This window comes from Stenotrophomonas sp. 82F1 (genome assembly GCF_056861525.1).
On sequence record NZ_JBSPUD010000014.1, the window covers coordinates 83,632 to 104,594 of the forward strand.

Here is a 20,963-nt window from a genome sequence, read left to right on the forward strand (position 1 = left end):
GCCCTTGTGATGAATGTGCCAATGTTAACCGCCGACAGTGACGGGCCGACGGTCGGCTTGCCCCGACCTTGGCCGCGCCGCTACTCTGCCTGCCTGTTTCATACACAGTGCCACCAATGCCCGTTCCTGTCCTGATTTCCCGCACCTGGCCGCTGCTGGCCCTGGCTGGCCTGGTTTCCCTGGCGCCGGAGGCCCACGCACAGCGGGTTTCGGCCCGGGACAAGGTGAAGGTGGATGCACTGCAGCAGCGCATGACGACTGCCGAGAAGCGCTACAGCGATGCCGTGCTGCTGGTGGCCAACGCCGATCCGAAGGGGCGCAACGAGGCCGATGCCGCGCTGGAGGACATGGAAGATGTCATCAGCGAGTGCGTGAAGCAGAAGGGCTGCCAGATGAGCAACATGCTGGCGACCTACAAGCGGCTGCTCAAGCATGACGCCGATGCCGCCGCCGATGATGACGTGGCCGATGAAGCCGGCGACCGCCTGGAAGCCGACCCGGATCATGTCGGCCCGCTGGCTGCCGACGTGCCCGAGGCGGCCCGCGCGGCGGCGCTGCTCAACGACAAGCGCCATGCCTTCGACAACATGGTCGAGTACAACCCGGCCGTGCAGGCTGGCATCCGCCGCTGGCTGACCGACATGCGCCCGGCGCTGATGACCACCTACGAGAACTACCAGAACCTGCGCGCGGTGATGTGGCCGGAATGGGAGAAGCGCGGCCTGCCCGAGGCGCTGCTGTTTGGCATCATGGCCAAGGAATCCAACGGCCGCGTGCATGCGTCCTCACGCGCCGGCGCCGCGGGCCTGATGCAGTTCATGCCGGCCACCGGTCGCCGCTTCGGCCTGGGCCCGGACGGCACCGGTTTCGATACCCGCTTCGACGCGCGCAGCGCCGCCGAAGCCAGCGCGACCTACCTCAACGAGCGCATGCGCGAGCTCAACAACAACGTCGAACTGTCGTTGGCCGGCTACAACGGCGGCGAGGGCCGCGCGGCGCGCGTCTACAAGCAGTACCCGGGCCAGAGCTTCTGGGTGGACAGCGTCTACAACCAGTTCCCCGGCGAGACCAAGGACTACGTGCCGATGGTGATCGCCGCGTCCTGGATCTTCCTGCACCCGCAGCAGTACGGCGTGGAGTTCCCGAAGATCAACGCACAGCCGGCCACCATCCGCCTGGCCCGCTCGACCACGATCTACGAGCTGACCATCTGCCTGGGCAGCCATGGCACCCGCGATGGCTACATGCGCGCACTGCGCAACCTCAACCCGCGCTATGAAGCCGATGGCTGGATTCCGGCCGGCACCCTCATCAACGCCACCAACCGCATTGCCGGCCTGTACGCGCGCAACTGCGTCAGCGGCCCGCGTGCGGATCTGGCCCGCACCCTGATCACCGCCGACCTCAATGCCGCGATCATGCGCCCCAGCGCCGCCAGCTACACCGGCAGCGTGGCCGTGGGCGGGGTGGTGCCGGTGGTCGATCCCAATGCCGCCAGCAGCGTGCCGACCACGCCCGCAGCGCCGGTGGCTGCGCCGCGCCCGGCGCCGGCACCGCGGGCCAAGCCGGCCCGCAGTTACAAGGTCGGCAAGGGTGAGACCCTGGGCCGGATCGCCGCGAAGTTCCAGTGCGATGTGCCGGTGCTGGCCCGCGCCAATGGCCTCAAGGCCCCCGGCTACAGCCTGCGCCACGGCCAGGTGCTGAAGCTGCAGGGCTGCGACAAATAATCTCTCCGCACTCTGGATATCGCATGGACCTCGAAGACACCCGCAACCTGTTCACCAACCTCCGCGAGAACACCGACTGGGACCTGGACGCCCCGCTGCTGTGGGGGTACTTCTTCGTGCACTCCACTGCCGAGCCGCTGCAGGCACTGGGCACCCACCTGCAGGCGCAGGGCTATGTGCTGGTGGAACTGTTCGAGCAGGAGCCGGAAGACGGTGACGCTGCCTTCCACGTGCTGCACGTGGAGCGCGTGGAAGTCCACGACGAAACCTCGCTGGACAAGCGCAACCAGGAACTGAGCGCGCTGGCCACGCAGATGGGCGTGGAAGACTACGATGGCATGGACGTCGGCCCGGCGCCGACCCTGCAGTAACGCCGCATCCGGTAGTGCCGGCCGCTGGCCGGCACTCCGTTGAAGCCATCCACGCATGGCGTGGATCTACTGGCCAAGCGTGAGCCCAGCACGGCTCGGCTCGGCTCGGCTCTACATGAACCTCAGCGCAGCTTCGCCAGTGCCTGGCCCAGCTGCACCGGATGCTCGGCATCCAGATGCGGGGCGAATTCGGCCACGCCCGGCGGCAGCAGCACGATCACGGTCGAGCCGTAATTGAAGCGCGCCATCTCTTCGAAGCGCTGCAGGGTGATGCCGCGGCCACGATAGTCCTTGCGGGTGATGCGGTCGCCGTAATGCGGAATTTCTTCGCCGCTCCACACCGTTTCCACGCCCGACACCAGCAGCGCACCGACCATCACGCTGACCATCGGCCCGAAGCTGGTGTCGAAGTGGCAGACCAGGCGTTCGTTGCGCGCGAACAGCCCCGGCACGTTGTTGACTGCGGCCGGGCCGACGCTGAACAAGCGGCCGGGCACGTGCACGGTTTCGCGCAGGGTGCCGGTCCACGGCATGTGCACGCGGTGGTAGTCGCGCGGCGACAGGTACACCGTGGCATACAGCCCATCGTTGAACGGCTTGGCGTCCTCGGCACTGCCCAGCAGTTCGGCGGCGGTGAAGGACTGGCCCTTGGCCTGGAAGATGCGCCCGGCGTCGATCTTTCCGAGCTGGCTGATGCGGCCATCGGCCGGCATCACCAGGCTGCGCGGATCGGCATCGGCCACGCGCGCGCCGGGTTTCAGCGCGCGGGTGAAGAACTGGTTGAAGGTCGGGTAGCTGCGCGGGTCCGGGTTGGCCGCTTCATCCAGGTTGACGTTGAACTTGCGGGTGACCGTGTCGATCAGCCAGCGCGATACGCGCGGGTTGTCCGAGTACGCCAGCGAACGCGCCATCGAGGACAGCAGGCGGTGGGGCAGGACGTACGTCAGGGCGGTGGTCAGACTCATGGGGCGGATTTCTCGGTCAGCTTCTGCAGGTCGCGGGCGATCGCCGGCGCGTTGAACGGGGGCCGCACCAGGCCGGCAAGCCGGCCCTGCGGGTCGAGCACGGCCAGGCTGGCGGAGTGCTCGAGGGTGTAATCCTCGGGATTCTCGTCGAAGTGCTTGCCCGGCACCTTCTGGAACACGAAGCCCAGCGAGGTGGCAAAGCGCTCCAGCGAGGGGATGTCAGCGGTCGCCGCCAGGGTGTCCTTGTGGAAGCCATGGGCGTACTCGCCCAGGCGCGTGGCGGTGTCGCGCTCCGGGTCGACCGAGACGAACAGCACGCGCGGGCGCAGGCTGTCGGGCAGGGCTTCCCACTGGTTCTGCGCACCGGCCAGCTCGGCCAGGGTGGTCGGGCACACGTCCGGGCAGAAGGTGAAGCCGAGGAACACCAGGGTCCAGTGGCCCTTCAGCTCGCCGGGGATCAGGCGCGTACCGTCGGACTGGGCCAGGTTGTAGTCGGGCAAGGCGCGCGGCTGCGGGTACAGGGTGATCGCTTCGGTGGCCGGCTGCCCGGCCGGAGGCTTCGGCGCGAACACCTGCTGGGCGGCGAGCAGGCCAAGGCCCGCTGCCAGAGCGATCAGCAGGATGATGCCGACGTTGCGATTGAACATGGGATTCCGCCGCAGGAAGTGGCCACCATCATACCGGCTGCGACTGGATCGTTTCTGCCGCAACGGATGCCGGCGCAGGCGGCAACCCCTATAATCGGGGGCCACTTTGCCCGCAGTACCGCCATGACCGCTGAAACGGCCGCCGAACTCCACACGATCATCGATCTGATCCGCTACGGCACCAGCCGTTTCAACGCTGCGGGCCTGACCTTCGGGCACAGCTACGACAATGCCCTGGACGAGGCCACCCAGCTGGTGCTGCACGGCCTGCACCTGCCGCACGACCTCGGCCCGGCCTACGGCCAGGCGCGCCTGCTGCGGGAAGAGAAGCTGGCGGTGCTGGAGCTGTTCCAGCGCCGTATCGACGAGCGCATCCCGGCCGCCTACCTGACCGGTGAAGCCTGGTTCGCCGGCCTCAGCTTCAAGAGCGATACGCGTGCCCTGGTGCCGCGCTCGCCGATCGCTGAGCTGATCGAGTGCGGCTTCGAGCCGTGGCTGGCTGGCCGCGACGTCAGCCGCGCGTTGGACCTGTGCACCGGTTCGGGCTGCATCGCCATCGCCATGGGCCACTACTACCCGAACTGGGAAGTGGACGGCGTGGACCTCAGCGATGATGCGCTGTCGCTGGCCGAAGAGAACAAGGAACGTCTGCAGGCGCACAACGTGACCCTGCTGAAGTCGGACCTGTTCAACGGCCTGACCGGCCGCCATTACGACCTGATCGTCACCAACCCGCCGTACGTCACCAACGACGAGACCGATGCCCTGCCGCAGGAGTACTCCTACGAGCCGGAGATGGGCCTGCGTGCCGGCGACGATGGCCTCGACCTGGTGCTGAAGATCCTGCGCGACGCGCCGCTGCACCTGAGCGAGGACGGCCTGCTGATCTGTGAAGTGGGCGAATCCGAACAGCACCTGATCAAGCTGCTGCCGGAAGTCGATTTCGCCTGGGTCGAGTTCAAGGTCGGCCAGATGGGCATCTTCGCGGTCGAGTGCCGCGAGCTGATCGCCCACAGCGCACGCATCACCGAACTGGCGGCACAGCGCCCGTGAGCTCCAATTCGTTCGGCAAGCTGTTCACCGTCACCACGTTCGGCGAATCGCACGGGCCGGCCATCGGCTGCGTGATCGATGGCTGCCCGCCGGGGCTGGCGCTGGACGCGGCCGAATTCAGCCACGACCTGCAGCGTCGCGCCACCGGCAAGAGCCGGCACACCTCGGCGCGGCGCGAGGCCGACGAAATCGAGATCCTGTCCGGGGTGTACGAGGGCCTGACCACCGGCACCCCGATCGCGCTGCTGATCCGCAACACCGACCAGCGCAGCAAGGACTACAGCAACATCGGCCAACAGTTCCGTCCGGGACATGCCGACTACAGCTACTGGCACAAGTACGGCATCCGCGACCCGCGTGGCGGCGGCCGTTCTTCGGCGCGCGAGACCACCATGCGCGTGGCCGCTGGCGTGGTTGCCAAGAAGTGGCTGGCCGAACGTTTCGGCATCACCGTGCGCGGCTACCTGTCGCAGCTGGGCGGGATCACCCCGGCCGGTTTCGACTGGTCGGTGGTCGAGGACAACCCGTTCTTCTGGCCGCATGCTGCACAGGTGCCCGAGCTGGAGGCGTACATGGATGCGCTGCGCAAGTCCGGTGATTCGGTCGGCGCCTGCGTGGACGTGGTCGCCGACAACGTGCCGCCGGGCTGGGGCGAGCCGATCTACGGCAAGCTTGATGGCGAGCTCGCAGCCGCACTGATGAGCATCAACGCGGTGAAGGGCGTGGAGATCGGCGACGGTTTTGCCAGCGCCATGCAGAAGGGCACCGAACACCGAGACCTGCTGACCCCGCAGGGTTTTGCCAGCAACCACGCCGGTGGCATTCTCGGTGGCATCTCCACCGGCCAGCCGGTGGTCGCCTCGATGGTGCTCAAGCCGACCTCCAGCCTGCGCCTGCCGGGTGAGTCGCTGGATACGGCCGGCAATGTGGTGGAGGTGGTCACCACCGGCCGCCACGATCCCTGCGTCGGCATCCGCGCCACCCCCATCGCCGAGGCGATGATGGCACTGGTGCTGATGGACCAGGCGCTGCGCCACCGCGCGCAGTGCGGCGATGTCGGCACCATCACCCCGCGCATTCCCGGCCAGCTTGATGGCTGATGCGCGGCCGACGGTGTGGGTGAGCCAGCCGCTGATCGACGCGGCCATCGCGCCGCTGCGCGATCGCGTGCAGCTGCGCACCACCGATGCCGTCACCGCCTGGTCGCCGCAGCAGATCGCCGCGCAGCTGGCTGACGTTGACGGGGCGATCATCACCCTCAACGAGCGCATCGGTGCGGCCCAGGTCGCCGATGCCGCGCAGCTGCAGGTGATCGCGAATGTCGGGGTCGGCTACAACAACCTGGATGTCGACGCGCTGAGCGCCGCCGGCATCCTCGCCAGCAACACCCCGGACGTCCTCACCGAAACCACCGCCGATCTCGGCTTTGCCCTGCTGATGGCCACCGCGCGCCGGATCACCGAATCCGAGCGCTGGCTGCGCGAGGGGCAGTGGGGGCAGTGGTCGTTCCAGACCATGCTCGGTGCCGACATCCATGGCAGCACGCTGGGCATCCTCGGCATGGGCCGCATCGGCCAGGGTATCGCCCGTCGCGGTGCGCACGGCTTCGGCATGAAGGTGCTGTACCACAACCGTTCGCGGCTGCCGGCCGACGTCGAAGCCGCGCTCGGCGCCACCTACGTGGACCTGGATACGCTGCTGGCGCAGTCCGACCATCTGTTGACCGTACTTCCGTATTCCCCGTCGTCGCATCACATCATCGACGTCGCCGCGCTGGCGAAAATGAAGCCGTCCGCCACGCTGGTGAACATCGCCCGCGGCGGCATCGTCGACGAACTGGCGCTGGCCGATGCACTGGCCAACGGTCGCCTGGCGGCTGCTGGCCTGGATGTGTACGAAGGCGAGCCGAACGTGCGGCCGGAGCTGCTGGCCCTGCGCAACATCGTGCTGACCCCGCACATCGGCAGCGCCTCGCTGGCCACGCGTACGGCGATGGTGCAGATGGCCGTGGACAATCTGCTGGCCGGCCTTGGCCTGGACGGCAGCCCGTCGCACATGCCGAGCGCGATCAACGCCGACGCGGCCCTTGCCGCGCGCGCCTCCATGGATGAAAAAAGCGGGAAACGATAGGGAACCTCCGCGCATCCATCCGAGGAGGCTCCCCGAACCCAGCTGTCGTGCGTGAGTTTTCCCCCATTCCCGTTTTCGTGAGAGTTCCCCCATGAGCAATGCACAACGCAGCTTCCACGTCGCCATCGTCGGCGCCACCGGTGCGGTCGGCGAGACCATGCTGGCCATCCTGGCCGAGCGCGATTTCCCGGTCGGCACCCTGAGCCTGCTCGCTTCCGAGCGCTCGGCCGGCGGCGAAGTCGAGTTCAACGGCGGCAAGGTCAAGATCCAGGACCTGGCCACCTTCGACCCGAGTGGCGTGGATATCGCCCTGTTCTCGGCCGGCGGCAGCGTGTCCAAGGAATACGCCCCGAAGTTCGCCGCCGCTGGCGCGGTGGTGATCGACAACTCCTCGGCCTTCCGTTACGACGATGACGTGCCGCTGGTGGTGTCGGAGGTCAACCCGGACCAGATCGGCAACCGTCCGCGCGGCATCATCGCCAACCCGAACTGCTCGACCATGCAGATGCTGGTCGCGCTGGCACCGCTGCACCGCAAGTACGGCATCCAGCGCATCAACGTGTCCACCTACCAGTCGGTGTCCGGCGGTGGTCGTTCGGCGCTGGAAGAACTGGGCAAGCAGACCGGCCAGCTGTTGAGCTTCCAGGAAATCGATCCGCAGCGTTTCCCGGTGCAGATCGCCTTCAACCTGATCCCGCACATCGACGACTTCCTGGACAACGGCTTCACCAAGGAAGAGATGAAGCTGGTCTGGGAGACCCGCAAGATCCTGGGCGACGACAGCATCCTGGTGAACCCGACCGCGGTGCGTGTGCCGGTGTTCTACGGCCACTCCGAATCGGTGGCGATCGAAACCCGTGACAAGGTGACCGTGGCCGAAGCGCGCGCGCTGCTGGAACAGTCGCCGGGCATCGAAGTGGTGGATCGTCACGAAGCCGGTGGTTACCCGACGCCGGTCACCCATGCCTCGGGCACGGACGCGGTGTATGTCGGCCGCATCCGCGAGGACCTGTCGCATCCGCGTGGCCTGAACCTGTGGATCGTGTCGGACAACGTGCGCAAGGGTGCTGCCCTCAACGCGGTGCAGCTGGCCGAGCTGGTCGCCGCCGGGACGCGTTGATGGAGAGGCCGGGCAACGCCCGGCCTTTTCTGTAGAGCCGAGCCCATGCTCGGCTCTCCCCAAGCAGCCGAGCATGGGCTCGGCTCTACATGGGTGCGGACCTTGGTCCGCACGCTTTATAGTGTCGCCCATGAATAAACGAGCCAAGGGCGCACGGCGTCCGCTCACCTGTCTCTCCGCCGCGCTGCTGGCCCTGGTCAGCAGTTCGGCCATGGCCCTGGGCCTGGGCGACATCCGGGTCCTGTCCAAGCCAGGACAGCCGTTGCTGGCCGAGATCCCGGTGATCTCCGCCGATCCATCCGAACTTGAGAACCTGCGCGTCGCGCTCGCCTCGCCGGTCACCTTCGAGCGCGTTGGCCTGCAGCGTCCGGCAGGCCTGGTCAGCGAACTGCAGTTCGAATTGACCCGCAATGCACAGGGCAGGGCGGTGGTGCGGGTCACCTCGCAGACGCCCGTGGAAACACCGTCGTTGAGCTTCCTGGTCGAGGCCGACTGGGGCCAGGGTCGGCTGGTGCGTGAGTACTCGGCGCTGGTTGATGCACCGGCCAGTGCACTGGCCGTGGCCGAACCGGAGATCGTCGCGCCGGCCGGCGTGCTGTCGGACACCATCGTCCGCGATGCGCCTGCCGATGCTGCAACCGCAGCCGAGCCGGCACCAGCCACGCCGGCAGCCGTACCGGCTGCACCGCGTCCGCGCGCTGCGGCATCTGCGCCAGCGCCAGCAGCGCCCGCACTGGCCGCAGACGGCAGCGTGACCGTGCAGCGCGGAGAGACCCTTTCGCAGATTGCCGGTTCGCTGGCCCGTGGCAATCAGATCAGCCGCGACCGGGCGATGATCGCGCTGTTGCGTGCCAATCCCGAAGCCTTCATCCGAGGCAACGTCAACCTGCTCAAGCAGGGCGCGGTGCTGCGCATGCCGGGCGATACCGCACTGGCTGCGGTGGATGCGGCCGAGGCAGCCGCGCTGGTTCGCGAACATGCCGCGCAGTGGCGGCAGGCCCGCACCGTGCCACAGCCGGCCGGCGCCCCGATGCCGGTGGCCAAGGCCGACGGCGCGGCTTCTTCCCCGGCTGCGGCCACAGGGGCACGACTTGAAATCGCTCCGGCGCTGGCGTCCGACGCCGCGCACGCGGGCACAACCACCGGCACCACTGCCGGCAGCGAGGGTGACATGCTGGGCAACGAACAACTGCGCCAGGCCAAGGAGGACATCGCCACCCGCGATGCCGAGATCGGCGATCTGAAGCAGCGCGTGGCGGAGCTGGAGAAGCTCAAGGAGCAGCAGCAGTCACTGATCGCGATGAAGGACAATGACCTGGCCGCCGCGCAGCAGCGCTTGGCGCAGGCGCCGGGTGCGCCGGGTGCCGGCACGCCGTGGTACTGGCTGGGCCTGCCGCTGCTGGTGCTGGTTGCCCTGGGCGCCTGGTTGCTGCGTCGTCGCAAGCCCTCGCCGCTGCCGCCGCTGCGCGAGGAGCACGATGCTGCGGGCCTGGCAGCAGCGCTGCCGGCAGGTGCCGCGCTGGATACTCTGGCCGAGCAGGACGCCGGCGCAGGCTTTGCGGCCGACGGTGGGCGTCAGGAACCGGCGATGCCGGCCTGGGCCAGCCCTGCCGACCATGACGCGCCGGATGCGGCAATCCATGCCGATGCCGCGCCGGCCGAGTGGCGGGCGGGTGAGCTTGATGAGGACGCGCTGGCTGAACTGCCTGCAGCGGTGAACGATCTGCCGCGCTGGGACGATGCCGCTGCCCCGGTCGTGCCGCCTGAACCGGCCGAGGTGGCCGTGCCCGACTACGCGCTGCAGGCCGAACAGGAGCCGCAGTTCCGCGGCGTGTTCGATCTGCCTGCCGAACCGCATGAGCATGGGGCGGCTGCACCGATCGACCTGCACGACGACCACGCGGCCGCCGAGGATGCCGTCGGGTCTGCGGCAGGCAGTGGCCATGACTGGACGCCGCGGGTCGGCCAGGAGCGGCTGGAACTGGCCATCGCCTATCTGGATCTGGGCGACGCGCAGACTGCGCGCACCCTGCTGCAGGAGGTTGCCGAAGGTGGCGATCTGCATTGCCAGGCGCAGGCCCGTGAACTGCTCGCCCGTCTGCCATGACCCGCGAACGCCGCCTGGATTACGTTGAATTCGCCTCGAGCGACCCGGCTGCGAGCCGCGCCTTCTTCGAGGCCGTGTTCGGCTGGTCGTTCGTCGATTATGGCAGCGACTACACTGCGTTCGACGATGGTCGCCTGCAGGGAGGTTTCTTCCGCGGCCAACCGCAGCGCGCCAGCGACGGCGCGCCACTGCTGGTGCTGTATGCCGATCAGCTGGCGCCGATGGAAGCGGCCGTGCGCGCGGCCGGCGGGCAGATCGTGCGGACCGTGTTTTCTTTCCCCGGTGGCAGCCGTTTCCAGTTCATCGAGCCCGGTGGCAACGAACTGGCGGTCTGGTCCGAGCGCGACCCGGCCTGAGCGCCGCCCCATCCGCAACATCGAGGTAGCACATGCGTTACGCGCTCGGCGTCGAGTACGACGGCAGCGATTTCAGGGGATGGCAGAACCTGGGCGAGGGCGGACCCAGCGTCCAGGCCAGCCTGGAACAGGCCCTGTCATCGGTGGCCGATACCCCCTTGCAGGTGGTCTGCGCCGGCCGCACCGATGCCGGCGTGCATGGCCAGTGCCAGGTCGTGCACTTCGAGACCGACGTGGTGCGTGATCCGCGCGCCTGGATGCTCGGCACCACCACCCGCCTGCCGCGCTCGATCGCGGTGCGCTGGTGCGTGCCGGTGGCCGATGACTTCCATGCCCGTTTCTCCGCGCGGGCACGACGCTATCGCTACCGCCTGCTCAACCGCGAAGTGCGCCCGGCGCTGGGCCGGCAGACCCTCAGCTGGGAGCGGCGCCCGCTTGATGCTGAGCGCATGCACCTGGCGGGGCAGGCCCTGCTGGGCGAGAACGACTTCAGCGCCTTCCGCTCGGTGCAGTGCCAGGCCCTGCATGCGCGGCGTGAACTGCAGTCGCTGCAGGTCAGCCGCCACGACGACGTCATCGAGGTGGCGGTGCGCGGCAATGCATTCCTTCATCACATGGTCCGCAATATTGTCGGCTCGTTGATTCTGGTTGGCAGTGGGGAGAAGCCGGTGGAGTGGATCGCCGAACTGCTGGCCGGGCGCGACCGAACCGTAGCCGGTCCCACCGCTCCTGCGCAGGGACTGGTGTTCCTGGGGCCGCTGTACCCCGACAACTGGCATCTGCCCGCCGAGGTAACGCTATGAGCCGCTCCTACTACCGTACCCGCATCAAGTTCTGTGGCATGACCCGCGCCGGCGACGTGCGCCTGGCCGGCGAGCTGGGCGTGGACGCGGTGGGCTTCATCTTCGCCCGCGAGAGCAGCCGCCGGGTCGCACCGGCCGAAGCGCGCGCGATGCGCCAGGCGATCGCACCGATGGTCGACGTGGTGGCGCTGTTCCGCAACAACAGCAGGGAAGAAGTGCGCGAGGTGCTGCGCACCGTGCGGCCGACCCTGCTGCAGTTCCATGGCGAGGAAGACGAGAGCTTCTGCCGCAGCTTCAACATGCCTTACCTGAAGGCGATCGCCATGGGCGGGCGCGAGGAGATCAATGCGCGTACCCTGCAGCTGCGCTACCCCAGCGCCGCCGGCTTCCTGTTCGACAGCCATGCGCCGGGCGGCGGCGGCGGTACCGGCGTGGCCTTCGACTGGTCGCGTATCCCCACCGGCCTGCACCGGCCGTTCCTGCTGGCCGGAGGTCTGACGCCGGAGAACGTGCATGACGCCGTGCTGGCGACCCTGCCGTGGGGCGTGGATGTCTCCAGTGGCATTGAACTGGAGCCGGGCATCAAGGACGGCTACAAGATGCGTACGTTCGTGGAGGAAGTCCGGCGCTCCGACTGCGCCGTGCTGGATTGAGACATGGTCACGTCCACGGTGTCCGGTCTTCACATTTGAGCCTGCACACCTTCTTCACATAGGATGATCCCAAGCGCGCTGGCCACGAGGGCCGGCACGAGGATCGACGGAGCCGCTGTTGGCGAGCTCCGAACGGGCGCCTGGCGCCCCCGCCCAGGAAGGCAAACGATGCAGGAATTCCTCACCGTCGTACTCGGTTATCCGACCCTCCCGTACAGCGTCGCGCTGGCGGTGGCGGTTCTGTATTGGGGAATTGCCGCCTTCGGCCTGGTCGATGACGGTTTCGGTGAGGCCGGTGCCGATGGCGCCCTTGAAGGCGATGCCCATCTCAGTGGCCTGTCCGCGCTGCTGGCGCGCTGGGGCCTGGGCGGCGTGCCGCTCATGGTGGTGGTGACGCTGCTGAGCCTGTTCGCCTGGACCCTGACCTACTTCATCCATCTGTACCTGCTGCTGCCGTTGCCCGACCTGCTGCGCTGGTCATTGGGTACCGTCGTGGCGGTGCTCGCACCACTGCCGGCCGTGCCGGTCACCGCGCTGCTGCTGCGTCCCATCCGCCGCTTCCTGCTGCGCCTGCGCCCGGTGCCGCAGGCCTCGCTGCTGGGCCGGGTCGGCGTGGTCGCCTCGCCGAAGGTCGACGCACGCAGTGGCCATGCCACCGTCGATGACGGCGGTGCCGGCCTGGTCCTGCAGATCCGCAGCGACATCGAACTGCAGCGCGGCGAGCGCATCGTGCTGGTCGAGCACGTGGCTGCACAACACCATTACCGGGTGGTCCGCGCCGACGCGGTCGCCCTCGACTTCCAGGACAACCTGCTTCCGGGCAACAAGGAGAATCATCAATGACGTTGGAATCCGTGCTCCCCTTCCTGATCATCGTGGGCGGCGTCCTCGCCCTCCTGCTCGGCGTAGCGGGCCTGTTCAAGGCGTTCTACCGCAAGGTCGACCAGGGCGTGGCCCTGATCGTCAACGACATGAGTTCCACCCCGAAGGTGCATTTCACCGGCGCGCTGATCATTCCCGTGCTGTACCGCGCCGAGCTGATGCGCATTAGCCTGATCACCCTGCAGATCGACCGTCGCGGCAAGGAAGGCCTGATCTGCCGCGACAACATGCGCGCCGACATCGCCGTGGCGTTCTACCTGCGCGTCAACGAGACCCAGGCCGACGTGCTGCGCGTGGCCAAGGCCATCGGCGCCGACCGCGCCTCGGACAAGCACGCGGTCGATGAGCTGTTCAACGCCAAGTTCTCCGAAGCACTGAAGACGGTCGGCAAGAAGTTCGATTTCACCGAGCTGTTCGAGAAGCGCCAGGAATTCCGCGACGAGATCATTGCGGTGATCGGCAACGACCTCAATGGCTATGTGCTGGAAGACGTGGCCATCGACTACCTGGAGCAGACGCCGAAGTCGCTGCTGGACCAGTTCAACATCCTCGATGCGCAGGGCATCCGCAAGATCACCGAGCTGACCGCTGCGCAGAACGTGGTGACCAACGAGCTGGAGCAGAACGAGAAGCTGGCCATCACCAAGAAGAACGTCGAAGCCCGCGAAGCGTTGCTGGCGCTTGAACGCCAGCAGGCCGAGGCCGAGGCGCGGCAGAAGCGCGAGATCGAGACCATCCGTGCGCGCGAGGAAGCCGAGACCGCCAAGGTCCAGGAAGAACAGCGCCAGCTGTCCGAGAACGCCCGCATCGAAGCGCAGCAGGTGATCGACATCCGCGAGCAGAACCGCATGCGCGAAGTGGAAGTGGCCGAGCAGAACCGCCAGCGCGCCGTCGCCATCGAAGCCGAGCGCGTCGAACGTGCACGCCAGCTGGAGCAGGTCACCACCGATCGCGAAGTACAGCTGCAGGGCGTGGAGCGCGACAAGGTGGTTGAGCAGGGCAAGATGGACGTGGCCAACATCACCCGCGAACGCATCTCCATCGACAAGACCGTGGCGCAGGAAGAAGAGCGCATCAAGGAAGTGCGCGAAGTCTCCGAGGCCGACCGCCAGAAGCAGGTGCTGATCCTGGCAGCGGAAGCCAAGGCGCAGGAATCGCTGGTGCGCGAAGTGAAGGAAGCACAGGCCCGCGAGACCGCTTCCAAGCACCGCGCGGTAGAGCTGACCACCCTGGCGCAGGCCGAGCACGAAGCGGCCGGCAAGCAGGCCGAAGCCAAGCGCCTGCTGGCTGATGCGTTCCGCGCCGAGCAGGCCGCACCCGGCCTGGCCGAAGCGCAGGTGCGCGAAGCGTCGGCGCTGGCCATCGAAAAGGTCGGCATCGCCGAAGCGCGCGTGATCGAAGCCAAGGCCGAAGCGAACCTGAAGCAGGGCAGCAACGAGGCGCGCGTGCTGGCCGAGACGCTGCAGGCACAGGCACAGGGCGAAGAGAAGATGGGCCTGGCCCGCGCCACCGCCACCGAATCGCTGGGCAACGCCGAAGCCGGCGTGGTGCAGAAGAAGCTGCTGGCCGAGGCCGAGGGCCTGGTCCGCAAGTTCGAAGCGATCGCCTCGCTGAGCGACCAGGCACGTGGCCACGAAGAGTTCCGCATGATGCTCGACAACAGCCTCAAGCAGGCGCTGGCGTCGATCGAAGCCGGCAAGGAAGTCTCGCGCGAGAACGCCGGCGTGATCGCCAGCGCACTGCGCAATGCCGACATCGACCTGATCGGTGGCGACGGCGGCATGTTCGAGAACCTGATCAAGGCGGTGTCGCTGGGCAAGTCGATCGAAGGCTTCGCCGGCAAGAGCCCGATCGTGCAGGACCTGATGCAGCGCTACCTGGGCGTCAACGTTGCCGACAATGCACCGCGGCAGATCGCCGAGGACGCGGAGACCGTGCCCGTCGCGGCGACCGTTGTGGTCGACAGCGCGCGCTGATCCACCCGGCGATGGCCACCGCCATCGCCCACCCGTGCCGGCCGCATCGACGGCCGGCCGTCCGTGAGCCGGAAACCTGCTGATGTCCGAAACCAAACCGTCCACCGAGTCCGCCGCACCAGAGGCTGCCGGCGATACCGTCGACCAGGCCGTTGCCCAGGGCGGCGCCTATGAAGTCCTGCGACGCCGTCTCGGCGAACAGGGCCAGCGCCTGCAGGCCGTTGCCGAGCAACTGAACCGCCAGCGCCTGGCCGAGTTCGGCGACAGCCGCCTGGAGGTGGTCGGCCGCTTCCGCATCCGCAGCGAGAACAACTGCGTAGGCCGCGACATCGTGCAGGTCGGCCCCGACCGCCTGCTGTTCGGCTACAACGTGTTCATCGGGCTCAAGACCCAGACCCGCATCGAAGATGTGTTCGGCCTGTACCGGCTGGTACAGGGCACGGAGGGCTACGACGTCGCCGCGCTGGAGCTGAAGGGCAGTTTCCTCGACCAGCCCGGCTTCGTGCACGACTTCAAAGAACTGTACGCGTACTACAAGCATGCACGCCTGCTGCAGCTCATCGTGGTGGGCGACAAGCTGCTGGCCTCGTTCCAGATCGGCGAGCGCAGCAGCGACGTGCGCGTGTTCCGCTGGGCGCTGTCACGCGAAGGTGAACTGACCTATCTCGATGCACGTGGCGAGCGTGACATCGCCTTGCCGCCGCCCTTCGATTTCGAATGGACCCGCGCCACGCGCGACCTTGCCGTCAACGGCCGCCACTCGCATCTGAACATCCTCGACACCCTGTTCGTGGAAACCACCGGTGGCGACCTGACCATCAAGGTGGAGAACAACACCGAAACCGGGCAGGGCATCTACAGCGAACCGGTGGAGGACAGCACGCAGTCGCTCGACGACGCCCAGTTCGAGTTTGCCCGGGTCGGCTCGCTGGTGCTGCTGAAAGTGCTGCCCTACCGCGAAACCGAATGGCGCGGACTGATCTACAACACGCTCACCGGCGACATCGTGCGCAACGATGCCATCGTCCAGGCCTGTGTGCAGCTGCCCGAGGACCACGGCATCATCTTCCCCGGCGGCTATTACCTGCAGGGGGGCGAGCACAAGGCGTTCGACGCCTCGATGGATGGCATGCAGTTCAAGCGCAGCATCCGTTCGCCCAACGGCGAGGACGTGCTGTACATCTTCTACGAGCGCGAAGGCGGGCGCTCGGCGCTGTTCGTCTACAACACCATCCAGCGCGTGCTGCAGAACCCGGTGTTCGGCCACGGCTATGCCTTCATGCAGGACGGGCGCATGGTGCTGTTCCATGCCGAAGGCAGCGAGCCGACCCGCATCCATCCGATGCAGGTCTGGCAGACGCCTTTCAGCAGCGATGAGTTCGCCGCCAGCCGTCCGCCCGGCAATACCTTCATGGGGCGCATCGGCAACGCCGAGCTGGTGCGCGGCATCTCCAACCTGTTCAACCTGGCGCGCGAGATCGACGGCCAGGATGTATCGGTGCAGCGCTACCAGCGCCTGGTGGCCGACACCCGGCGGCTTTTCGATGCGCATCATTGGCTGGGCGACGAGGCCTGCGATGGTGCCGAAGCGTTGCTGCGGCAGATCAGCGCCACCGGTGAATCGGTGCTGGACGAATACGAGAAAGTGCAGTCGATCCGCCAGCAGTCGGCGCAGGCGATGGCCGAGGCCGAGAGCACGCACAAGGCGTTGCTGGGCCGGCTGCAGCCGGAAAACTGGAACGAGGTGCAGGCCTTCGTCGAAGCGCTCAACGCGATCACCGCGTTGCGCGGTCGACTGCTGACCATCCGCGAACTGCGCTACATCGATACCGCGCGCATCGAGGCGATGGCCGCCGAACTGGTGCAGGCACACGACCGTGTCGGCGCCGCCACCGGTACCTTCCTCGCCGGCGATGCGGCACTGGCGCCCTTGACCGCTCGCATGCAGGCGCTGGACGACGCCGCACAGCAGGCCGCCAGTGCACGCCAGCTGGATGAGCAACTGGACGGCCTGCGCGGCATGGCCGGTGATCTGGACATGCTGTCCGAGCTGATGGCCGGGCTGAAGGTGGACGATGCGACTGCACGTACCCGCGTGGTCGAATCCATCTCGCTGTTGTACGGGCGCCTGAACCAGGCGCGCGCACGTGCCGAACAGCGGCGCAGGTCGCTGGGCTCGGCCGAAGCCGTGGCCCAGTTCGCCGCCCAGTTCGCCCTGTTCTCGCAGTCGATCACCAGCGCGCTGGCGATGGCCAGCGACCCTGAGCGGGCCGACGAACAGCTGTCGCGCCTGCTGGTACAGCTGGAAGAACTGGAGAGCCAGTTCGGCGAGCACGAGCAGTTCCTCGGCGACATCCTGAGCAAACGCGAAGAGCTGGTCGAGGCCTTCGACACGCACAAGCAGGCCCTGCTGGATGATCGCCAGCGCAAGGCGCGCTCGGTGCTCGATGCCGCCAACCGCATCCTCGACGGCCTGGGCAAGCGTACCGAGCGGTTCGGCACGGCCGACGAACTCAACGCGTTCTTCGCCGGTGATCCGCTGATCCTCAAGCTGCGTGAACTGGCCGAGCGCCTGCGTGCGCTGCGCGACAACGTCAAGGCGGACGATGTCGAGGCGCGCCTGAAGGGCGTGCGCGACCAGGCCGTGCGCCAGCTGCGTGACCGCAGCGATCTGTACGAGGCCGGCGGCAACGTAGTCCGCCTTGGCCCGCGCCATCGATTCAGCGTGAACACCCAGGCGCTGGACCTGACCCTGCTGCCGCGTGGCGAAACCCTTGCCATCCATCTCACCGGCACCGACTTCCTGGAGACCCTGCACGATCCCGAGCTGGATGCGCTGAAGCCGTTCTGGCAGGTGACCCTGGATTCGGAATCGGACGCGCTCTACCGCGGCGAATACCTGGCCGGGTGCCTGTTGCTGGCTGCGGAGCAGGGCCGCGATGGCCTGGACCTGGCCCAGCTGCAGCACGATGCAGCCGAACCCGAAGCGCTGGACCAGCGGGTCCGCGCGTTTGCCGCGCCGCGTTACCGCGAGGGTTACGAGCGCGGTATCCATGACCACGACGCTGCCCTGATCCTGCGCGCGCTGTTGCCGTTGCAGCAGGCCGCCGGACCGCTGCGGCATTCGCCGCATGTGCGTGCGCTGGCACTGCTGTTCTGGGCTGCGCGGCAACGCGATGAGGCCGTGGCGCAGTGGCCCGGCCGGCAGGCCGGTGCAGAGGCGATCGCACGCCTGTTCGGTTCCGATGAGGGGCGTCAGGCCCTGCGCGCGGAAATGGCGAAGGCGCTGCATGAGCATGCACTTGCGCATGCACTGCCGTTCGACGCCGCCGCCGCCGATGCCGCAGCGGCGTATCTGGGCGAAGAGCTGGTCGCCGGCGAGCCGGTGTTCAGCAGCAGCCGCCACGCGCAGGCGCTGTTGGACGCGTTGTCGCAGCAACTGGAGCAGGCGGGCCAGCGTGAAGCGCTTGAACGTGCGCTGCAGCGCTCGCAGGATCCGCTGGCCACGCGCTGGGCGTTGGCCGGGCAATGGCTGCGGGCGCTCGCCGGGCTGCCGGCACAGTCGGCACATGCCGGCTATGTCGAAGAAGCGGCGGCACTGCTGCTGGTGCAGCGACAGCTGCGCACGCGTGCCAGCGATGCACCGCTGCAGGCGGAGGTCAGCGGCCTGCTGGGCGAGCATGCGCGCATCCACAATGGCAGCCTGACCGTGTCACTGGATGATTTCCTGGCACGCCTGCAGCACCACCTGCAGTCCTTCGTGCCGGCCTTCCATGCCTATCAGGCGGTGCGCCAGGGCATCATCGGCCGCGAGCGCGAAACCCTGCGGCTGTCGGAGTTCAAGGCGCGGCCGTTGTCGTCCTTCGTGCGCAACAAGCTGATCAACGACGTGTATCTGGGCGTGATCGGCGACAACCTGGCCAAGCAGATGGGCACCGTTGGCGAGAACAAGCGCAGCGACCTGATGGGCCTGCTGATGATGATCTCGCCGCCCGGCTACGGCAAAACCACGTTGATGGAGTACGTGGCGCATCGCCTCGGCCTGGTCTTCATGAAGATCAACGGTCCGGCGCTGGGCCACGAGGTGCGTTCGCTGGATCCGCAGCAGGCACCGGACGCGACCTCGCGGCAGGAGCTGGAGAAGCTCAACCTGGCGCTGGAGATGGGCAACAACACCATGTTGTATGTCGATGACATCCAGCACACCCACCCGGAGTTCCTGCAGAAGTTCATCTCGCTGTGCGATGGCACGCGCCGCATCGAAGGTGTGTGGCGCGGCCGTACGCGCACCTACGACATGCGTGGCAAGAAGTTCTGCGTGGTCATGGCCGGCAACCCGTACACCGAGTCCGGCGAAGTGTTCAATATCCCGGACATGCTGGCCAACCGTGCCGACATCTACAACCTCGGCGACGTGCTCGGCGGCATGGAAGCAGCCTTCACCCTCAGCTACATCGAGAACAGCCTGACCTCCAACCCGGTGTTGGCGCCGCTGGCCACGCGTGAGATGGCCGACCTGTACCTGCTGGTCGATCGCGCGATGGGCAAGGACGTGTCCAGCAACGGCCTGAGCCATGCCTACAGTGGCGCCGAGGTCAACGAAATCACCGCCACCCTGCAGCGCATGCTGCGCGTGCGCGACGTGGTCTACCGGGTCAACCAGCAGTACATCGCCAGTGCCGCGCAGGACGACCGCTATCGCACCGAGCCGCCGTTCCGCCTGCAGGGCAGCTACCGCAACATGAACAAGCTGGCGGAGAAGATTTCGCCGGTGATGAATGACGACGAGCTGCAGCAGCTGATCTCCGACCACTATCTGGGCGAAGCGCAGCTGCTGACCACCGGTGCCGAAGAGAATCTGCTGAAGCTGGCCGAGCTGCGTGGCGTGCTGGATGACGAGCGCGCGCAACGTTGGGCGCAGATCAAGCGCGATTTCCTGCGCAACAAGGCGATGGGCGCCGGTGACAGTGACGTTGGTGGCCGCGTGGTCGCGCAGCTGGCCGACATCGCCAGTGCGTTGCAGCTGCCACCGCCACCGCCGGCAGAGGTGGCCGTGGTGCCGGAGCCTGCGCCATGGCCGGCCCTGCTGGCAGCGCTGCAGCGCCTGGCGGATGCACGGCCGGCCAGCGCGCCGACCGCTGCCGCACCGCAGCCCGCAGCCACGCCATTGGCCGAAGACCTGCAGGCCGGTCTGGCACCGCTGCTGCAGGTGCTGGTCACTTCGCAGGAGCAGCAGGTGCAGCTGTCGCAGACGTTGGCAGCGTTCGCCGGGTGGGCACGGCAGCAGGTGACTGCCGATGTGGCCACGGCCGACACGCGTCGTCGTCCGCGCGTGCGTCGTGCAGCGACACCGGAAGAACGTGCGCTCGACGAAGCGCTGATGCGCCACTTCTACGGTGAATCATTGCCGCCGGAAACGGTGGCTGATGATGGCCCACGTCCGCCGCCACTTCCGTGACCTGCGTACGCTCCCTGCCCGAACCCATGCTTCCGGCGTGTGCCGACGTAGCCGCGCTGGCTGCGTATGGCAGCCCCTTGCTGCAGCTGCTGGCCGAGCCGACACCGTTGCAGGCCGACGCGGGCGGCGAAGGCCTGGTGGCTGCGCTGGCGCGGATCGCATTGGCCCTGCAGGCCGGCGATCCGGCGCGGCTGCGGCGGCAGGAGGGCTGGTGGGGGCGCCTGCTCGGCCGCGATGTTGCGCGCGAAGCGCAGGCGCAGGCGCTGCAGGCGCAGCTGGGTGTGCTGGCGCTGCAGGCCCGCGAGCAGGCACAGGGCCTCGCACAGCGCGTGCAGCAGCGTGCCCGGGCCATCATCGACAACGATGCGGCTGCCACCGCGTTGGAGGCCTGGGCCACGTTCGGCGCCACGCAGCTGGCGACGCTGGAAGGTGCTGCGCAGGCCGCACTGGCGCCGCGCGTGGACCACCTGCAGCGGTTGGCCACGCTGCGGCGCATCGAAGGCGGGCAATGGCAGCTGCTGCAGGAGCAGGATGAAGCCCTGCTGCAGCGCTTCGTCCGCATCCATGATGTGCTGCTGCCGGCCTGGCGCCAGGCCGCGCTGGCACGCCAGGCTCAGGCGCAGGCTGCACAGGCCACGCAGGCAGCCACGCTGCAGGCGCAGATCGACGACGAAGTGGCCGCTGCTCAGGCTAGACTGCGCTGAGCCGGCCGCCG

16 protein-coding genes are annotated in these 20,963 nt (G+C 67.7%); 14 read left to right on the forward strand and 2 right to left on the reverse strand.

The genetic code is table 11. The annotated features are described in order from the left end of the window. The first annotated feature begins 116 nt into the window (after window positions 1–116). Both AC13GI_RS14255 and AC13GI_RS14260 read left to right on the forward strand, forming a co-directional pair. Window positions 117–1,727, forward strand: coding sequence for a transglycosylase SLT domain-containing protein (locus AC13GI_RS14255; RefSeq protein ID WP_099819029.1), 1,611 nt, complete (start codon window positions 117–119; stop codon window positions 1,725–1,727). A 23-nt stretch (window positions 1,728–1,750) separates the two neighbouring features. After that, window positions 1,751–2,098 (forward strand): ribonuclease E inhibitor RraB, encoded by a 348-nt coding sequence (locus AC13GI_RS14260; protein ID WP_099819030.1) that lies wholly within the window; start codon window positions 1,751–1,753, stop codon window positions 2,096–2,098. A 122-nt stretch (window positions 2,099–2,220) separates the two neighbouring features. Here AC13GI_RS14260 and asd read toward each other — a convergent pair whose 3' ends face one another. Continuing rightward, a complete protein-coding gene (asd, locus tag AC13GI_RS14265) occupies window positions 2,221–3,063 on the reverse strand; it encodes an archaetidylserine decarboxylase (RefSeq protein WP_099819031.1) in 843 nt (280 codons plus the stop codon). Beyond that, entirely contained in the window at window positions 3,060–3,710 is a 651-nt protein-coding gene (locus AC13GI_RS14270) for an SCO family protein (protein ID WP_099819032.1), read from the reverse strand. Before AC13GI_RS14270 ends, asd begins: the two co-directional genes overlap by 4 nt. Before the next feature lie 123 nt (window positions 3,711–3,833). On the opposite strand from AC13GI_RS14270, the gene prmB reads away from it, so the two are divergent. The 12 genes from prmB (at window position 3,834) to AC13GI_RS14330 (ending at window position 20,952) form a co-directional block, all read left to right on the forward strand. Continuing rightward, window positions 3,834–4,763 carry a 50S ribosomal protein L3 N(5)-glutamine methyltransferase gene (prmB, locus tag AC13GI_RS14275; RefSeq protein ID WP_099819033.1) on the forward strand — a complete coding sequence of 310 codons (930 nt, stop codon included), beginning with the start codon at window positions 3,834–3,836 and terminating at the stop codon, window positions 4,761–4,763. Further along, on the forward strand, window positions 4,760–5,863 hold the full coding sequence (gene aroC / locus AC13GI_RS14280; protein ID WP_099819034.1) for a chorismate synthase: 1,104 nt from the start codon (window positions 4,760–4,762) through the stop codon (window positions 5,861–5,863). The genes prmB and aroC overlap by 4 nt, the downstream gene beginning before the upstream one ends. Further along, window positions 5,856–6,893, forward strand: coding sequence for a 2-hydroxyacid dehydrogenase (locus AC13GI_RS14285; protein ID WP_482996634.1), 1,038 nt, complete (start codon window positions 5,856–5,858; stop codon window positions 6,891–6,893). The genes aroC and AC13GI_RS14285 overlap by 8 nt, the downstream gene beginning before the upstream one ends. Window positions 6,894–6,984: 91 nt before the next feature. Continuing rightward, a complete protein-coding gene (locus AC13GI_RS14290) occupies window positions 6,985–8,013 on the forward strand; it encodes an aspartate-semialdehyde dehydrogenase (protein ID WP_482996635.1) in 1,029 nt (342 codons plus the stop codon). A 130-nt stretch (window positions 8,014–8,143) separates the two neighbouring features. Beyond that, window positions 8,144–10,120: a FimV/HubP family polar landmark protein gene (locus tag AC13GI_RS14295; RefSeq protein ID WP_482996636.1), complete on the forward strand. Its 1,977-nt coding sequence runs from the start codon at window positions 8,144–8,146 to the stop codon at window positions 10,118–10,120. Continuing rightward, window positions 10,117–10,476: a VOC family protein gene (locus tag AC13GI_RS14300; protein ID WP_482996637.1), complete on the forward strand. Its 360-nt coding sequence runs from the start codon at window positions 10,117–10,119 to the stop codon at window positions 10,474–10,476. Before AC13GI_RS14295 ends, AC13GI_RS14300 begins: the two co-directional genes overlap by 4 nt. Window positions 10,477–10,508: 32 nt before the next feature. Further along, window positions 10,509–11,279: a tRNA pseudouridine(38-40) synthase TruA gene (gene truA, locus AC13GI_RS14305; RefSeq protein WP_099819039.1), complete on the forward strand. Its 771-nt coding sequence runs from the start codon at window positions 10,509–10,511 to the stop codon at window positions 11,277–11,279. Next, a complete protein-coding gene (locus AC13GI_RS14310) occupies window positions 11,276–11,932 on the forward strand; it encodes a phosphoribosylanthranilate isomerase (RefSeq protein ID WP_025876155.1) in 657 nt (218 codons plus the stop codon). Before truA ends, AC13GI_RS14310 begins: the two co-directional genes overlap by 4 nt. 168 nt (window positions 11,933–12,100) lie before the next feature. Continuing rightward, the gene (locus AC13GI_RS14315; RefSeq protein WP_089236317.1) at window positions 12,101–12,775 is read left to right on the forward strand and encodes a DUF1449 family protein; all 675 of its coding nucleotides are present in this window, start codon (window positions 12,101–12,103) and stop codon (window positions 12,773–12,775) included. Then, the gene (locus tag AC13GI_RS14320; RefSeq protein WP_482996638.1) at window positions 12,772–14,790 is read left to right on the forward strand and encodes a flotillin family protein; all 2,019 of its coding nucleotides are present in this window, start codon (window positions 12,772–12,774) and stop codon (window positions 14,788–14,790) included. The genes AC13GI_RS14315 and AC13GI_RS14320 overlap by 4 nt, the downstream gene beginning before the upstream one ends. Before the next feature lie 82 nt (window positions 14,791–14,872). Beyond that, window positions 14,873–20,248, forward strand: a complete 5,376-nt coding sequence (locus AC13GI_RS14325) for a DNA repair ATPase (RefSeq protein ID WP_099819041.1) — start codon at window positions 14,873–14,875, stop codon at window positions 20,246–20,248. A gap of 26 nt (window positions 20,249–20,274) precedes the next feature. Next, window positions 20,275–20,952 (forward strand): cell division protein FtsY, encoded by a 678-nt coding sequence (locus AC13GI_RS14330; RefSeq protein WP_099819042.1) that lies wholly within the window; start codon window positions 20,275–20,277, stop codon window positions 20,950–20,952. Window positions 20,953–20,963: the final 11 nt, after the last annotated feature.

Coding starts and splice junctions, on each gene's coding strand:
- AC13GI_RS14255 (WP_099819029.1), top strand. CDS start 117: ATGCCCGTTCCTGTCCTGATTTCCCGCACCTGGCCGCTGCTGGCCCTG.
- AC13GI_RS14260 (WP_099819030.1), top strand. CDS start 1,751: ATGGACCTCGAAGACACCCGCAACCTGTTCACCAACCTCCGCGAGAAC.
- asd (WP_099819031.1), bottom strand. CDS start 3,063: ATGAGTCTGACCACCGCCCTGACGTACGTCCTGCCCCACCGCCTGCTG.
- AC13GI_RS14270 (WP_099819032.1), bottom strand. CDS start 3,710: ATGTTCAATCGCAACGTCGGCATCATCCTGCTGATCGCTCTGGCAGCG.
- prmB (WP_099819033.1), top strand. CDS start 3,834: ATGACCGCTGAAACGGCCGCCGAACTCCACACGATCATCGATCTGATC.
- AC13GI_RS14285 (WP_482996634.1), top strand. CDS start 5,856: ATGGCTGATGCGCGGCCGACGGTGTGGGTGAGCCAGCCGCTGATCGAC.
- AC13GI_RS14290 (WP_482996635.1), top strand. CDS start 6,985: ATGAGCAATGCACAACGCAGCTTCCACGTCGCCATCGTCGGCGCCACC.
- AC13GI_RS14295 (WP_482996636.1), top strand. CDS start 8,144: ATGAATAAACGAGCCAAGGGCGCACGGCGTCCGCTCACCTGTCTCTCC.
- AC13GI_RS14300 (WP_482996637.1), top strand. CDS start 10,117: ATGACCCGCGAACGCCGCCTGGATTACGTTGAATTCGCCTCGAGCGAC.
- truA (WP_099819039.1), top strand. CDS start 10,509: ATGCGTTACGCGCTCGGCGTCGAGTACGACGGCAGCGATTTCAGGGGA.
- AC13GI_RS14310 (WP_025876155.1), top strand. CDS start 11,276: ATGAGCCGCTCCTACTACCGTACCCGCATCAAGTTCTGTGGCATGACC.
- AC13GI_RS14315 (WP_089236317.1), top strand. CDS start 12,101: ATGCAGGAATTCCTCACCGTCGTACTCGGTTATCCGACCCTCCCGTAC.
- AC13GI_RS14320 (WP_482996638.1), top strand. CDS start 12,772: ATGACGTTGGAATCCGTGCTCCCCTTCCTGATCATCGTGGGCGGCGTC.
- AC13GI_RS14325 (WP_099819041.1), top strand. CDS start 14,873: ATGTCCGAAACCAAACCGTCCACCGAGTCCGCCGCACCAGAGGCTGCC.
- AC13GI_RS14330 (WP_099819042.1), top strand. CDS start 20,275: ATGCTTCCGGCGTGTGCCGACGTAGCCGCGCTGGCTGCGTATGGCAGC.